The following is a 14914-nucleotide window of genomic DNA, read 5'->3' as shown; positions in this document are numbered from 1 at the left end:
GTGGCCGGTGGCCTCACGGAAGCAGGATGACCTTCCCCGGGGCGCCCTGCTCGACGGCGCGGTGCGCGGCCGCGGCGTCGCCGAGGGGGAAGGAGGGACCCCGCTCCACGGAGAACGAGCCCGCGGCCAGGAGCGAGAGCGCCACCGGCAGCGCCTCGGCACGCCAGGCCAGCTGCTGCGCTGTGAGCGGGTGCGGCGCACCGCCTCCGAAGGCGCGGATGCCGAAGCCTTCCGCGTCTCGCCCTCGCACGAGCGTCGCGATGCGCTCGGCTGGGGCGAGAGCCAGGGAGGTGCGGATCGCCTCATCCGTTCCCGCCGCGTCCAGGGCGACGGAGATGCCCTCGGGCGCCGCGGCGCGAACCCGGTCGGCGAGGCCCTCGCCGTACGCCACAGGCTCTGCACCGAGGTCGTGGACGCGGTCGAAGCGCTCCGGCGAGGCCGTCGCGATCACCCGGGCGCCCCAGAGCGTGGCGAGCTGGATGGCGGCCTGACCGACCGCGCCGGATCCGGCATGGAGGAGCAAGGTGTCGCCGTCACGGACGCCGAGCGACCGCAGCGACTGATAGGCCGTGCCGACCGGGACACCGAGTGCCGCGCCTTCGGCGGCGGTGACGGACGCGGGGCGGGGCTGTACCGAGCGGACGGGGACGGCGAGGTCGGTGGCGTAGGTGCCCGTCGCGCCGAAGACGACCACGGGATCCCCCGTGCGGAAGCCGTCCACTCCCTCGCCCACGGCGGTGACGATGCCGGCGGCATCGTTTCCGATGCGCCGCGGCTCCTCGATCGCCGGCGAGGGACGCAGACCCGAACGCAGTTTGTGATCGATGGGGTTGACCCCCACCGCTTCGACCCGGACGACGACCTCGCCCGGCCCGGCGAGGGGATCGGGGATGTCCACGAGGGTCAGAACGTCGGGGTCGCCGAAGGAGGAGTACACGATCGCCTGAGCCATACCCCGGGGAACGCAGGACGGCGTCGGCTATTCCCGGAGTGCCCTCTGGATGCGCTGCAGCGACACCGGCTCGGCCGTGCCGAGCGGCTGGGCGAACAGGCTCACCCGGTACTCCTCGAGCATCCACCGGGCACGCACGAGTGCGGGCGGTGCGGCCGGGGGGAGCGGGATGACCCCGCCTGCCTCGGCGTAGGCCGCCGCGGCGCGTTCGAACTCGGTCATCCGCTGCCGGTCGCGGCCGGGGTTGTCGGTGAGGGTGGACGCCCGGTCGGCGGCGGCACGCAGGTAGCGCGGGAGGTGGGCGAGCCGGGCGGCGCCGGTGCGGGAGAGGAAGCCGGGGAAGATCAGGCCCGACAGCTGCGCCTTGATGTCGCCGAGAGCGCCGAGGAGCGCCATCGAGGTCACGGCGCGGACAGCCCGCTCGACCTCGCGCCCGGCCGTGAGGATCTTCGCTGCCAGGGACACCAGGGCGAACAGCTCGTCGACGCCTGCGCGTGAGAACTCCTCCCGGGCCCGCGCGAAGACCGCGGCCGACCTGACGGGCTCCGAACCTGCGACACGGTCGAGGACCGCGTCGGCGAGCGTCGAGCGCGCGTCCTCGATGAGCGCCCGGGCCGACGGGTAGGGGCTCGCGGCGAGCGCGAGCTTCTCCGGCGCGGTGAGGTGCTCGAGGACGTAGGTCGCGGGGGAGGGGACCGCGAGCAGCAGCAGACGGCGGACGCCTGCGCGCAGGGCCGAGGCCGCGGCATCCGGAGTCGACTCGATCCGCAGCGCCACGCTCTCCCGCTCGTCGACGAGGGCGGGGTACCCGCGCACGACGCCGCCCGCGACCCGGGTGTCCACGACGGCCGGGAGGTCGCCGAGGTCCCAGGTCGTGATGCCCGCGCGCTCGGCCACCGTGACTCCCCTGGGCCCGGTCGCCGACGCGCCGGCCGCGGCGACTTTCGCCGTCGGGCGCTCGAGGGTGCGGGCGACCGAGGAACGTGCGCGGCCGCGGAGGCGGTCCTGGAGTGCGGTGAGATTGCGATCGCTGCCGAGGGCCCGGCCCCGATCGTCCACGGCGCGGAACGACATCCGGAGGTGGCCGGGAACGCGCTCGAGGTCGAAGTCGTCCGCGCCGACCGGCTGGCTCGCCGCTCGCTGGATCAGCCGGGCGAGCGCGGCGGTCAGCGTCGCCGGCGGGAGGCCTTCGGTGGCCTCCGGACCCTGGCCCTCGAGCTCGTCGCCGAGCCGGGAAGCCCAGTCGGCGGCGGGGACCACGTGACGGCGGATGGCCTTGGGAAGGGAGCGGATGAGCGCGGCGATGAGCTCGGGACGAAGCCCCGGCACCTGCCAGTCGAAGCCGTCGGGGCGCAGCTGCGCGAGAAGCGGCAGCGGGATGACGACGGTGACGCCGTCGTCGGGAGCGCCGGGCTCGAAGCGGTAGGCGAGGGACAGCACCTGGTCGCCCTGCTGCCAGCGGGCGGGGAAGTCGCGCTCGTCCGCGCGGGCGGCGTCGTCGAGGAGGTCGGCCTCGGTCATGTCCAACAGGCGCGGGGTGCGGGAGGAGGCGTCCTTCCACCACCGCTCGAACGAGCGCACGTCGTAGACGTCGACGGGAAGGCGTGCGTCGTAGAAGGCGTAGACGGCCTCGTCCCCGGCGAGGATGTCGCGGCGTCGCTCGCGCTCCTCGAGCTTCTCCAGTCGTCGTCGGAGGTCGGCGTTCCGTCGCTCGAATGCGCTCAGTCGCTTGTCGAGGTGCGACAGATCGACATCGCCCTCGACGAGCGCGTGGCGGAGGAACAGCTCGCGGGCGAGGGCGCGGTCGAACCGGGCGAGCTGCACCCGACGCCGCGGGATGATCTCCACCCCGAACAGCGTGATCTTCTCGTACGCCGACGCCGCGCCCGCACTCTTGGACCAGTGGGGCTCGCTGACGCTGCGATGGGCGAGGTCGCCCGCGAGGGCCTCCGCCCACGCCGGGTCGATCTCGGCGACGGTCCGGGCGAACAGGCGCGAGGTCTCCACGAGCTCGGCGGCCATCACCGCGGCGGGACGGCGCTTGCGCAGCCCCGAGCCGGGGAACATCGCGAAGCGGGTGCCCCGGGCGCCGCGGTACTCGGCGCGACCCTGGTCGCCGCGCTTGCGATCGCGGCCGCGCTCGTCGGGTCGGGAGCTGGGGCGCTCGTCGAGGATGCCGATCTGCGAGAGCAGGCCGGCGAGGATCGCCCGGTGGATGTCATCCGGATCGGCCGTGACCGCGGCATCCGCTCTTCTCGCACCCAGCAGCGCACTGAGCTGCCGGTGCACGTCGAACCATTCCCGAACCCGCACGTAGTTCAGGTGCTCGCTGCGGCACAGGCGCCGGAACGCGCTTGAGCCGAGCTCGGCCTGCTGCTCCCGCAGGTGGTTCCACAGGTTCAGCAGGGTGAGGAAGTCGCTGGTCGGATCGGTGAAGCGGGCGTGGAGGCGGTCGGCCTCCTCACGGCGCTCCTCAGGGCGCTCCCGCACATCCTGGATGGACAGGCCTGCGACGATCGCGAGCACCGGAGCGAGCACCTTCGTCCGCTCGGCCTCGATGAGCATGCGCGCGAAGCGCGGGTCGATGGGCAGTCGCGCGATGCGGCGTCCGATGTCGGTGAGCCGCGGGCCGCGCTCCCCGGCGTGAACGGCGCCGAGCTCGGTGAGGAGGTCGAGCGCCGCCTTCACGCCGCGAGAGTCGGGCCGGGTAAGGAAGGGGAAGGATGCCACGTCGCCGAAGCCGAGGCTGAGCATCTGCAGGAGCACGGCGGCCAGGCTCGTGCGAAGGATCTCGGGCTCGGTAAATTCCGGACGCGCGGTGAAATCGTCTTCGGCGTAGAGGCGGATCGCGACGCCGGGCGCGGTGCGCCCGGCGCGGCCGGCACGCTGCTGCGCCGAGGCCTGGGACACCGGTTCGATCGGCAGGCGCTGGATCTTGCTGCGGTTGCTGTACCGCGAGATGCGGGCCGTTCCGGTGTCGACGACGTACCGGATGCCGGGCACCGTGAGGCTCGTCTCGGCGACGTTGGTCGCGAGGATGACGCGGCGACGCAGGCCCGCGGTGCGCGACCGTTCGAACACCCGGTGCTGCTCCGCCGAGGTGAGCCGGCCGTAGAGGGGGAGCACCTCGGTGGGCGAGACGTCCTTGGCGTACATGCCGCGCACGGCATCCATAGCGTCGCGGATCTCGGCCTCACCCGGCAGGAAGAAGAGGACATCGCCCGCCGGTTCGCGGTCGAGTTCGCGCAGCGCCGACAGCAGCCCGTCGATGTCGTCGTCCTCGTGCTCGGTGGCGGGGCGGTAGCGGATCTCGACCGGGTAGGTGCGGCCCGAAACCTCGATGATCGGCGCCGGGGTGCCCGACCGGTCGGCGAAGTGCGCCGCGAAGCTCTGGGGGTCGATCGTGGCGGAGGTGATGATGACCTTGAGGTCGGGACGTTTGGGGAGGATGCGGGTGAGGTAGCCGATGAGGAAGTCGACGTTCAGCGACCGCTCGTGCGCCTCGTCGACGATGATCGTGTCGTACCGGCGCAGGAGCCGGTCGCGGTGGATCTCGTTCAGGAGGATCCCGTCGGTCATGAGAGCGACGCGGGTGTCTTCGGAGACCTGGTCGGTGAAGCGCACCTTGTATCCGACCGTGCCGCCGAGGGGCGTCTCGAGCTCCTCGGCGATGCGCTCCGCGATCGAGCGGGCGGCGATGCGGCGGGGCTGGGTGTGCGCGATGCGCTCCCGCCCGAGTTCGAGGCAGATCTTCGGCAGCTGCGTGGTCTTTCCCGACCCGGTCGCCCCGGCGACGATCACCACCTGGTGGTCGCGGATGGCGGCGGCGATCTCATCCCGGGCCGCGCTGACGGGCAGCTCGGGCGGGTAGGTGATCACCGGGGCGGTCGGGGGCATAGCCCTCCATCGTACGGCCGCGGGGGCGTCGCTAGCGGGTGGGGGGCGGATGACGCAACACGCGACCCCGGCGCGCGCGGCGATTCTAGGCTGAGGACATGACCATCCCCACTGTGAAACTCAATGATGGACACGAGATCCCTCAGCTCGGCTACGGCGTCTTCCTGGTTCCGCCGGAGGACACCGAGCGGGCCGTGAGCGAGGCCCTCGAGATCGGCTACCGTCACATCGACACCGCCGCGATCTACCGCAACGAGGAGGGCGTCGGCGCCGCCATCGCGAAGTCGGGCATCCCGCGCGACGAGCTGTTCATCACCACGAAGCTCTGGAACGACCGGCAGGGCGGCGACGAGCCGCTCGCGGCGATCGACGAGAGCCTCGGCAAGCTCGGCCTCGACCACGTCGACCTTTACCTGATCCACTGGCCGGCGCCGAAGCGCGGCACCTACGTCAACGCCTGGGAGAAGCTCGTCGCGATCCGCGACGCGGGCAAGGCCCGCTCGATCGGGGTGTCGAACTTCCACGTCAGCCACCTCGAAGAGGTGATCGCGGCCACCGGTGTGACCCCGGCGATCAACCAGGTCGAGCTTCACCCGGCCTACCAGCGCCGCGACATCAGCGACTGGGCCGCCGACCACGACGTGCACATCGAGTCGTGGGGGCCGCTGGGTCAGGGCAAGTACGACCTGTTCGAGCTCCCGGCCGTCGCCGACGCCGCCGCCGCGCACGGCAAGACGCCCGCTCAGGCGGTGCTGCGTTGGCACATCCAGCACGGCTTCATCGTCTTCCCGAAGTCGGTGCGCCGCTCGCGCCTGGAGGAGAACTTCGACCTGTTCGACTTCGAGCTGACCACCGACCAGATGGCGTCGATCGACGCGCTCGATCGGGCCGACGAGGGGCGCGTGGGCGCCACCATCGACGAGGTCAACTGACCCGCAGCGCCTCAGCCGGCGGCCGGTGACACCGCGCCGCCGGCTTCGGCTGCGCCGTGCGCGCCGTGGTCGACGGTGATCCCGAACACCAGGTCCAGGGCGCGCTCGAACTCCTGCAGGTCGCCGGCGGCCGCGGCCTCGCGCGCCCGGACGGAGGGCCGGTGCGACAGCACTCCGGCGAGGTGCCGGAGTGCAGCGCGAGCCTGCTCGGCGTCTTCGGGCAGTCGCGACAGCTCGTCGTCGAGGGCGTCCTGGATGTGACGCCGCACGGCGACGATCGCCGGGGCGGCGGCCCGCTCCGCGGTGAAGGTCGCCGCTGCCGATCCGACCAGCTCGTGGGCTCCGGGGCCGAGCTCGGGGAGCGCGGCGTGACGGCCGAGCAGCTCGAGGTCGAGCAGCTCGACGCCGGGGAGCTCGCCCACCTCGGGGGAGACGTTGCGGGGCAGGCCCAGGTCGATGACGATCCGCCGCGCGGTGTCGGGGATGTCGTCGGGGGTGACGACGTAGCGGGCGGTGCAGGTGATGACGATCTCGGCGTGCGCGATCGCGCGGGACAAGTCCGCCTCGGGGCGGACCCCGTAGCGCGCGGCGAACCGTGCGGCCCGGCCGGTGGCGGAGTACACGCCGATATCGCGCGCGCCCCGGGCGCGCAGGGCCGCGATGGTGGTCGCGGCGTAGCTGCCGGTGCCGACGAGGAGAACCGGCACGGTGGCCCAGTCGGTGACGCGGGTGTCGACGAGGTCGAGGGCCAGACGCGCCAGCGAGCGGCGCCCCGCGCCGACATCCGCCTTGGCCCGCATCTCGCGGGTGGCGTGGGTCGCGCGCTGGAAGACCTGCTCGAGCTGGGTGCTGGTCGTGCCGTCGGTGCGGGCCTGCACCAGCGCCCGCTGCACCTGACCGCTGATCTCCTCCTCGCCGACGACCATCGACTCCAGGCCCGAGCTCACCGCGAACAGGTGACGCACGACGTCGTCGCCGCACAGCGACACCGCCGATTCCCGGAGCGCGTGCGCATCTTCGCCGGCGGCCTCGCCGAGAGCCTTGAGCACGGCTTCGCGGGCGACGACGGCGCCGCCGGTGAGGGGTTCGTCGAGCTCGAGATACGCCTCGAAGCGGTTGCAGGTCGACAGCACGACCGCGCCGCGGACGAAATCGTGCTCGGAGACGAGCGCTCGCCCGGTGGATTCGGCGACGGCCGAGATGCGACCCAGCACCTCGAAATCCGTATTGCGATGATTCGCCGTCACACAGAACAGCACCGGACAAGTCTACCCAACCGACGAGTCGAAGGCCGCGCGCGTCTAGCCTTGAGGGCGTGTCATCCCCCGAATCCACGCCCCTCCTTCCCGCCTCGCACCCCCTGATCGACGGCCGCACCACCGACAGTCCCCTCGTGCGCGCCGCTCGGGGCGAGCGTCAGGAACGTCCGCCGGTGTGGTTCATGCGGCAGGCCGGCAGGTCGCTGCCGGAGTACCGGGCCTCCCGGGCCGGCACGGAGATGCTCGACGCCTGCCTCACCCCCGACCTCGCTGCCGAGATCACCCTGCAGCCCGTGCGCCGGCACGGCGTGGATGCGGCGGTCTTCTTCAGCGACATCGTCGTGCCCGTGCTGCTGGCCGGGGTCGACGTCACCATCGTCCCCGGTCGGGGGCCGGTCATCGACCAGCCCGTGCGCTCGTCCGCCGACATACTGCGCCTGCGCCCCCTCGATCCCGAGGCTCTGGCCCCGATCCGCGAGGCCGTCGGGATCGTCGTCGCCGAGCTCGGTTCCACCCCGCTCGTCGGATTCGGCGGCGCCCCCTACACGCTCGCGAGCTACCTCGTCGAGGGAGGCCCCTCCAAGGAGCAGCTGCGCACCCGCGCCCTCATGCGCACTGATCCCCACGCCTGGGCGGCGCTGCTGAACTGGTGCGCCGACGTCACGGGCGCCTTCCTGCGCGCCCAGGTCGAGGCGGGCGCGAGCGTGGCGCAGCTGTTCGACTCCTGGGCGGGCTCGCTCTCCCGCGGCGACTACCAGAAGCGTGTCGCGCCGCACTCCCGTCGCGCGTTCGATGCGCTGCGGGGAACCGACGTCTCCCGCATCCACTTCGGTCTGGGCCTCGGCGAGGTGCTCGATCTGCTGCCGGGCATCGGCGCCGACGTGGTCGGCATCGACTGGCGACTCCCGCTCGATGAGGCGAGCCGCCGCCTCGGGGGTCGTGTCCCGCTGCAGGGGAACATCGATCCTGCCCTGTTGAACGCCCCGTGGCGATTGCTCCAGCGCCACGTCGAGGACGTCATCGAGGCGGGGGCGGCCGCGCCCGCCCACATCCTGAACCTCGGTCACGGGGTCCCGCCCGAGACCGACCCCGACGCCCTCACGCGCATCGTCGCGTTCGTCCATGACCGCTGACCTCCTCGTCGTCGGCGGGGGAGTGGCGGGGCTGGTGTTCGCCCGCCGCGCGGCGCTCGCAGGTCTTCGCGTGAGGCTCTTCGAGGCCGCGCCCGTCTTCGGCGGTCAGGTCGCGAGACAGGATGTCGCCGGCGTCGCGCTCGACGCCGGGGCGGAATCGTTCGCGACCCGGGGCGGCGACGGGCCCGGGACGGTGAGGGGCCTCCTCGGCGAGCTCGGTCTGGCCGGCGACATCGTCGCACCCGCGGCCGGGTCGCCCGCCTGGGTGCAGGAGGACGACGACCACGCCTTCCCGCTTCCCGCCGCCGGTCTCCTCGGCATCCCCACGATCGTCGACGAGTCCCTCCTTCCCGCGCTCGGCGACGCGGGACTGGCCCGCGCCCGCCAGGACGCCGACCTCCCGTCCGATCACGGCGCCGAGTCCGAGACGCTCGGCGCGCTGGTGCGGGCGCGCATGGGAGACCGGGTCGTCGACGCCCTGGTCGCGCCCGTCGTCCGGGGCGTGCACTCGACCACCCCCGACGCGCTGCCGCTGGACAGCGCGTCACCACGCCTGCGCGCCGAGTTCCTCCGCACCGGGTCGCTGGCCGCCGCCGTCGCGGCGATCCGCTCGACATCGCCGGCCGGCAGTCAGGTCGCGGGCGTGCGCGGCGGGGTGTTCCGTCTCGTCGACGCCCTCACTGCCGACGCCGCCGCGCACGGCGCCGACCTCACCGCCGGCGCCCGGGTCACGGCTGTCACCGACGACGGCATCGAGGTGGGCGGACGCCGCCTCCGCGGCATCCCGATCCTCGCCCGCGCGCAGCGGCCGCCCGATCCCGCCCGGCGGATCACCGTGGTCACCCTCGTCGTGGCGGCGCCCGGGTGGCGGGACGCCCCGCGCGGAACGGGGGTGCTTGTGGGCCCGGGCGCCCGGGGCGTGCGGGCGCGGGCCCTCACCCACCTCACCGCGAAGTGGCCGTGGGTCCGCGAGGCGATGGGGGACCGGGAGGCGGTGCGGTTGTCGTACGACGGATCGGCTGCTCCGGATGCCGCGGCCGCGGCCGTCCGCGATGCCGAGACGCTGCTCGGCGCACCCGTCGACGCGCTCCTGGACCACACCGTCCGCACGTGGGATCGCTCCGGCCGCGCCGTCTCGGATGACGCCGCCCTCACCGTCGGTGAAGAGCGGGCGGGCACGGGGCTTTCCGCCGTCGTCCGCCAGGCCGAGGCGCTCGCGACATCTCTCACCGTCGAGAGGGCGAGTGGCCACTCCTCCGGGGAACGGGGGAGGATGGAGGGGTGACCGATACCGCCCCCTCCGCTTCGCCCGAGACCCCGAACGACCGCCACTACGCCCTCTGGGCGGTGCTGCGACGTGCGCCCGGGACACCGGTGGCCGAGGGGCTGCCGTCGATCGTCGACGCGGCGACAGCCGCCGGCGACACCCTGCGCGGCGTCTACGACGTCTCGGGCCTGCGCGCCGACGCCGACATCCTGCTCTGGCTCGTCGGGAACTCCGCCGAGCACCTGCAGGCGGTGCTGCGCGACCTCCGGCGCACCCGCGAGCTCGCCCCGCTCGCGCCGACCTGGAACGCCATGGGCGTGCACCGCGACGCGGAGTTCAGCCGCGACCACAGCCCGGCCTTCGCCCGGGGCCTCGCGCCGAAAGAGTGGCTGACGGTGTACCCCTTCGTGCGCAGCTACGAGTGGTACCTCCTCCCCGCCGAAGAACGCGGCAAGATGCTCGGTGAGCACGGCCGGATGGGCCGGGACTACCCGCAGGTGCAGAGCAACACCGTGGCGAGCTTCGCGCTCGGCGACTACGAGTGGCTCCTCGCCCTCGAAGCCGACGACGTCATCGACCTCGTCGATCTCATGCGCTACCTCCGGGCCACCGAGGCGCGCCGTCACGTGCGCGAAGAGGTGCCGTTCTTCACCGGACGCCTGATCGACCCCGCCGAGATCGTCGACGTGGTGCGATGACCCTGCGGCTGGGAACCCGCGCCAGTGCGCTGGCGATGGCGCAGGCGGGCACTGTTGCCGCGGCCCTCGGTGCGGAGCTCGTGCCGATCATCTCCGACGGCGACCGCTCGAGCGCGCCGCTGGCGTCGCTCGGCGGTGCCGGCGTGTTCGCCACCGCGTTGCGGGCGGCCCTCCGCGCGGGAGAGGTGGACGTCGTCGTCCACTCGTACAAGGACCTCCCGACCGCGCCCGAGGACGGCCTTGCGATCGGAGCCGTTCCGACCCGCGCGGACGCGCGCGATGCGCTCTGCGCACGCGACGGACTCACTCTCGACACCCTTCCCGAGGGCGCGCGCGTGGGCACGGGCTCCCCCCGTCGTCGCGCGCAGCTGGCCGCGCGGCGCCCCGACCTCGACCTCGTCGACATCCGCGGCAACATCGACACCCGCCTCTCCCGGGTGGGGTCGGATGACCCGGAGCGGCGTCTTGACGCCATCCTCCTCGCCGCCGCCGGGCTCAGCCGCATCGATCGCTCCGACGCGGCGACGGAGTTCCTCCCCCTGGAGCGCTGGCCCACCGCGCCCGCGCAGGGCGCCCTCGCCGTCGAGACGCGTGCCGGAGAAGAGCACCGCGTCTCGCGGTTGGACCACCGCCCCACCCGCCTGGCCGTCGACGCCGAGCGCGGCGTCCTCGCGCGTCTGGAGGCGGGCTGCGCGGCCCCGATCGGAGCCCACGCCTTCTTCGACGACGGCCTGATGTTCCTCACCGCGCGGATCTACCGTCCCGACGGCACGGCACAGCTCACCAGCGCCCACGCCGCCGACGCCGACGACCCCGGCGTCGCCGCAGAGCTCGCCGCGCGCGTGGCCGACGAGCTCCTGGCCGAGGGCGCGGCCGACCTGGCGCCGCTCGGCCCCGGCGCGCGAGAGGACCGCGCATGACCCCCACCCCGCCGCCCTTCCCCGCCACCCGCCCCCGGCGGCTCCGGCAGAGCGCCGCCTGGCGGCGCCTGGTCGCCGAGACCCGCGTGCACCCCGCCCAGCTGGTGCTGCCGATGTTCGTCCGCGAGAACGCCGACGAGGCTCTGCCGATCGGTTCGATGCCGGGCGTGCAGCAGCACTCCCTCGACTCGTTCCGCGCCGAGCTGCACCGCGCCGCGGCGGCGGGCATCGGCGGCGTCATGCTCTTCGGCGTCCCCGAGCACAAGGACGCCCGGGGTTCGGGCGCGACGGATCCCGACGGGATCCTCAACGTCGCCACCCGCATCGCGGCGGAGGAGGTCGGTTCCGACCTCGTCGTGCAGACCGACCTCTGCCTCGACGAGTTCACCGACCACGGTCACTGCGGTGTGCTCGACGCGGCCGGGCACGTCGACAACGACGCGACCCTGGAGCGTTACCGCGCCATGGCCCTCGCGCAGGCCGCGGCGGGGTCGGAACTCCTGGGACTCTCCGGGATGATGGACGGCCAGGTCGGCGTCATCCGCTCGGCCCTCGACGAGGCCGGGTTCTCCCACGTCGCACTGCTGGCGTACGCGGCCAAGTACGCCTCGGCGTTCTACGGCCCCTTCCGCGAGGCCGTCCAGTCCTCCTTGCAGGGCGACCGGCGCACGTATCAGCTCGATCCGGGGAACCGCCGCGAGGGCGCCCTCGAAGTCGCGCTGGATGTCGCCGAGGGCGCGGACATCGTGATGGTCAAGCCCGCGATGTCGTATCTCGACGTGCTGGCCGACGCCGCGGCATCCTCCCCGGCGCCCGTCTGGGCGTACCAGGTCAGCGGCGAGTACGCCATGATCGAGGCCGCCGCCGCGCACGGCTGGATCGATCGGGATCGCGCCGTCGACGAGTCGCTGCAGAGCATCGTCCGCGCGGGCGCCGACGCGGTGCTGACGTACTGGGCCGTGGAGGCGGCAGAAAGGTGGGCGCGATGAGTACGACCCTCACTCCGACCGACAACGTCGAGGCCGCCGCGCGGGCTCGAGCGGTGATCCCCGGCGGCGTGAACTCGCCCGTCCGCGCCTTCGGCTCGGTGGGGGGCACCCCGCTGTCGATCGTGGGCGCGCACGGCGCCTACGTCCGCGACGTCTCGGGGCGCGAGTATGTCGATCTCGTGGCCTCGTGGGGCCCCGCCTTTCTCGGCCACGCCCACCCGGGCGTCGTTGCCGCGGTGCAGGAGGCGGCCGCCCGCGGACTGTCCTTCGGCGCCTCGACCCCGGGGGAGACGCTCCTGGCCGAGGCGGTCATCGACCGACTCCGTGTCGGTGGGGCCTCGGAGATCGAGCGGCTGCGCCTGGTGTCCACCGGCACCGAGGCGACGATGACGGCGATCCGCATCGCGCGCGGCGCGACCCAGCGCGATCTCATCGTGAAGTTCGCCGGGCACTACCACGGTCACTCCGACGGCCTCCTCGCCGAGTCGGGCTCCGGGGTGGCGACCCTGGGCCTCCCCGGCTCGGCAGGGGTCCCTGCTGACATCGCGGCGCTCACCCTCGTGCTGCCCTACAACGACCGGGGCGCGATCGAGGAGGCGTTCGCCCGTCACGGGGATCGCATCGCCGCCGTCATCACCGAGGCCGCCGGCGCCAATGCAGGGATCCTCCTCCCCGAGGACGGCTTCAACGCCTTCCTCGCCGACACCGCGCATGCTCACGGCGCCCTGCTGATCTCCGACGAGGTGCTCACCGGCTTCCGGGTGGATCCCGCCGGCTGGTGGGGACTCGAGCACCGGGCCGGGGCGTCCTGGACGCCCGATCTCGTCACCTTCGGCAAGGTCATCGGGGGCGGGATGCCGCTTGCGGGCATCGGTGGTCGCCGAGACCTGATGGAGCTGCTCGCCCCGCTCGGACCCGTCTACCAGGCGGGGACCCTGAGCGGGAACCCGCTCGCGGTGGCCGCGGGACTCGCTACCCTGCGCCTGGCCGACGAGCCCGTCTACGCCCACGTCGATCGCGCCGCCGGCGTCGTCTCCCGCGCGGCCGGCGAGGCCCTGGACGCCGCCGGTGTCGCCCACGTCATCACCCACGCCGGGAGCCTGTTCTCGATCGCCTTCCGCGACCAGCCGGTGCGCGACTACGACGACGCCCGGGCCCAGGAAGGATGGCGCTACCGCGCGTTCTTCCACGCGATGCTCCATGCGGGGGTGTCCCTCCCGCCGAGCGTGTTCGAGGCGTGGTTCCTCACGGCCGCGCACGACGACGAGGCGCTGGAGAGGATCCTCGCCGCGCTTCCCCGGGCGGCCGCCGCGGCGGCCGCGGCCACCCCTCCCGAGGCCTAGACCCAGCCGGGAAGCCAGTTGTGCGCCCGCCAGAAGTCGTAGGGCACGGACGTGGCGGTGAGGATCGGGTACCAGAACGCCGACACCAGCAGCACGATCACGAGGAAGGAGGCGACGGCCACCCTGCCGGGCAGGCGGCGCTGCGGGTCGGGGGATCGGGTGATGTCGCGCAGGGCGAAGGTGAGCGCGAGCACCGTGAAGGGCAGGATCGCGACGGTGTAGAACTGGAACACCGTGCGCTCGGGGTAGAGCAGCCACGGCAGGTAGGTCACCGCGACGCCGGTGAGGACGAGAGCGTGCCGCCAGTCGCGATCGCGGAAGAACCGGTACGCGAGGTAGACCACCGCCGCGACCCCCGCCCACCAGATCAGCGGGTTCGGCATCGAGTAGATGTTCTGCACCCCGGCGTCGGTCTGGTCGTAGTACATCGACGTCGGGCGCAGCAGCAGCGGCCACTGCCACGCGGGGCTCTGGTAGGCGTGGTCGGTGTCGAGCCCGACGTGGAAGTTGTAGATGCCCTGGTGGTAGATCCACAGGCTCTCGAGCGCCGTCGCGCCGCGCTGACGCCCATAACCTCCGGTCGTGGCCAGCCACCCCCACCATGACGCGAGGTAGATGAGCGCGGCGACCGGGACGAGCAGCAGGAACGACACCGGCCCCTGCCGCAGCACGCCGTCGACCGCCCAGAGCCGGATGCCGGCCCGTCGCCGGGCGAGGAGGTCGGTGACGACGGCGTAGATGCCGATCCCCGCGAGCGCATACAGCCCCGACCACTTCACCCCGCTCGCGGCGCCGGCGGCGACCCCGGCCGCGACGAGCCACGGCCGGTCCCACAGCACGGGTCCGAGGCGCTGGCCGCCCTCGTCGTCGGGGGATCGCAGGGCCAGCGCCGTGGCGAGCCGATCGGGGAGGCGCCGCCGGTCGAGGGCGAGGAACCAGAACGCCATGAGCACGAACAGCGCCACGAAGATGTCCAGGAGGGCCACCCTGCTCATCACGATGGCGAGGCCGTCGACGGCGAGCAGCAGACCCGCGACGGTGGCGAAGACGGTGGAGGCGGTGAGCGTGCGGGCGAGGAGGAACAGCACGAGCACGAGCGCCGTCCCCGCGAGCGCGGTCGCGAACCGCCAGCCGAACGACGAGTCGGCGCCGAAGAGCGCCATCCCCGCGCCGATGAGGAGCTTCCCGAGCGGTGGATGCACGACGAACGCGGGATCGTCGGCGTTGAAGATCTCGGTCTCGCCGGCGACGAACCGGTCGTTGGTGTCGTCAGCATCCGGCCACTTGGCGGCGTACCCCAGCACCCACTGGCTCCAGGCGTCCTTGACGTAGTACGTCTCGTCGAAGACCAGGGCGTCCGGGTGACCGAGGTTCCAGAACCGCAGCACGGCGGCGAGGAGGGTCACCGCGGCCGCGGCGAGGACCGTCCAGCGACGGGCGATCGGCCCCTCGCCGGAGATCCGCTCCTGCCACCGATCCCACGCCGACGGCTGGCTCAGCGCGGGGGCGGGGGCGGTCACGTCG

The 14914-nt window shown here is 73.2% G+C and carries 11 protein-coding genes; 7 read left to right on the top strand and 4 right to left on the bottom strand.

Translation table 11 applies throughout. The annotated features are described in order from the left end of the window. Window positions 1-13 precede the first annotated feature (13 nt). Together MA875_RS04350 and hrpA are read right to left on the bottom strand one after the other, a co-directional pair. Window positions 14-952 (bottom strand): quinone oxidoreductase family protein, encoded by a 939-nt coding sequence (locus MA875_RS04350; RefSeq protein ID WP_248240505.1) that lies wholly within the window; start codon window positions 950-952, stop codon window positions 14-16. Between the two features lie 27 nt (window positions 953-979). After that, window positions 980-4849, bottom strand: coding sequence for an ATP-dependent RNA helicase HrpA (gene hrpA, locus MA875_RS04345; protein WP_248240504.1), 3870 nt, complete (start codon window positions 4847-4849; stop codon window positions 980-982). Between the two features lie 98 nt (window positions 4850-4947). Between hrpA and MA875_RS04340 the strand changes: the two genes are divergently transcribed. Further along, a complete protein-coding gene (locus tag MA875_RS04340) occupies window positions 4948-5781 on the top strand; it encodes an aldo/keto reductase (RefSeq protein WP_248240503.1) in 834 nt (277 codons plus the stop codon). An 11-nt stretch (window positions 5782-5792) separates the two neighbouring features. Here the strand turns inward: MA875_RS04340 and MA875_RS04335 are convergent, their stop codons facing one another. Next, entirely contained in the window at window positions 5793-7040 is a 1248-nt protein-coding gene (locus MA875_RS04335; RefSeq protein WP_248240502.1) for a glutamyl-tRNA reductase, read from the bottom strand. Window positions 7041-7096: 56 nt separating this feature from the next. Here MA875_RS04335 and hemE point away from each other — a divergent pair, with 56 nt between their 5' ends. The 6 genes from hemE to hemL are packed head-to-tail and all read left to right on the top strand — an operon-like array spanning window position 7097 to window position 13390. After that, entirely contained in the window at window positions 7097-8173 is a 1077-nt protein-coding gene (gene hemE / locus MA875_RS04330; RefSeq protein ID WP_248240501.1) for a uroporphyrinogen decarboxylase, read from the top strand. Continuing rightward, the gene (locus MA875_RS04325) at window positions 8163-9458 is read left to right on the top strand and encodes a protoporphyrinogen/coproporphyrinogen oxidase (RefSeq protein ID WP_248240500.1); all 1296 of its coding nucleotides are present in this window, start codon (window positions 8163-8165) and stop codon (window positions 9456-9458) included. The genes hemE and MA875_RS04325 overlap by 11 nt, the downstream gene beginning before the upstream one ends. Beyond that, window positions 9455-10138: a hydrogen peroxide-dependent heme synthase gene (hemQ, locus tag MA875_RS04320; protein WP_248240499.1), complete on the top strand. Its 684-nt coding sequence runs from the start codon at window positions 9455-9457 to the stop codon at window positions 10136-10138. The genes MA875_RS04325 and hemQ overlap by 4 nt, the downstream gene beginning before the upstream one ends. Beyond that, window positions 10135-11058: a hydroxymethylbilane synthase gene (gene hemC, locus MA875_RS04315; protein ID WP_248240497.1), complete on the top strand. Its 924-nt coding sequence runs from the start codon at window positions 10135-10137 to the stop codon at window positions 11056-11058. Before hemQ ends, hemC begins: the two co-directional genes overlap by 4 nt. Then, window positions 11055-12047: a porphobilinogen synthase gene (gene hemB, locus MA875_RS04310; RefSeq protein WP_248240496.1), complete on the top strand. Its 993-nt coding sequence runs from the start codon at window positions 11055-11057 to the stop codon at window positions 12045-12047. The genes hemC and hemB overlap by 4 nt, the downstream gene beginning before the upstream one ends. Beyond that, window positions 12044-13390: a glutamate-1-semialdehyde 2,1-aminomutase gene (gene hemL, locus MA875_RS04305; RefSeq protein WP_248240495.1), complete on the top strand. Its 1347-nt coding sequence runs from the start codon at window positions 12044-12046 to the stop codon at window positions 13388-13390. Before hemB ends, hemL begins: the two co-directional genes overlap by 4 nt. Here hemL and MA875_RS04300 read toward each other — a convergent pair. Beyond that, window positions 13387-14910 (bottom strand): dolichyl-phosphate-mannose--protein mannosyltransferase, encoded by a 1524-nt coding sequence (locus MA875_RS04300; RefSeq protein ID WP_248240494.1) that lies wholly within the window; start codon window positions 14908-14910, stop codon window positions 13387-13389. The two genes, hemL and MA875_RS04300, sit on opposite strands and share 4 nt — an antisense overlap. Between the last annotated feature and the right edge of the window lie 4 nt (window positions 14911-14914).

It is taken from the genome of Microbacterium kunmingense (assembly GCF_023155745.1).
In the GTDB taxonomy this organism is placed as follows: domain Bacteria; phylum Actinomycetota; class Actinomycetes; order Actinomycetales; family Microbacteriaceae; genus Microbacterium; species Microbacterium kunmingense.
The sequence above is the reverse complement of the archived record's forward strand: the minus strand, read 5'-3'. Positions and strand labels throughout refer to the sequence as shown.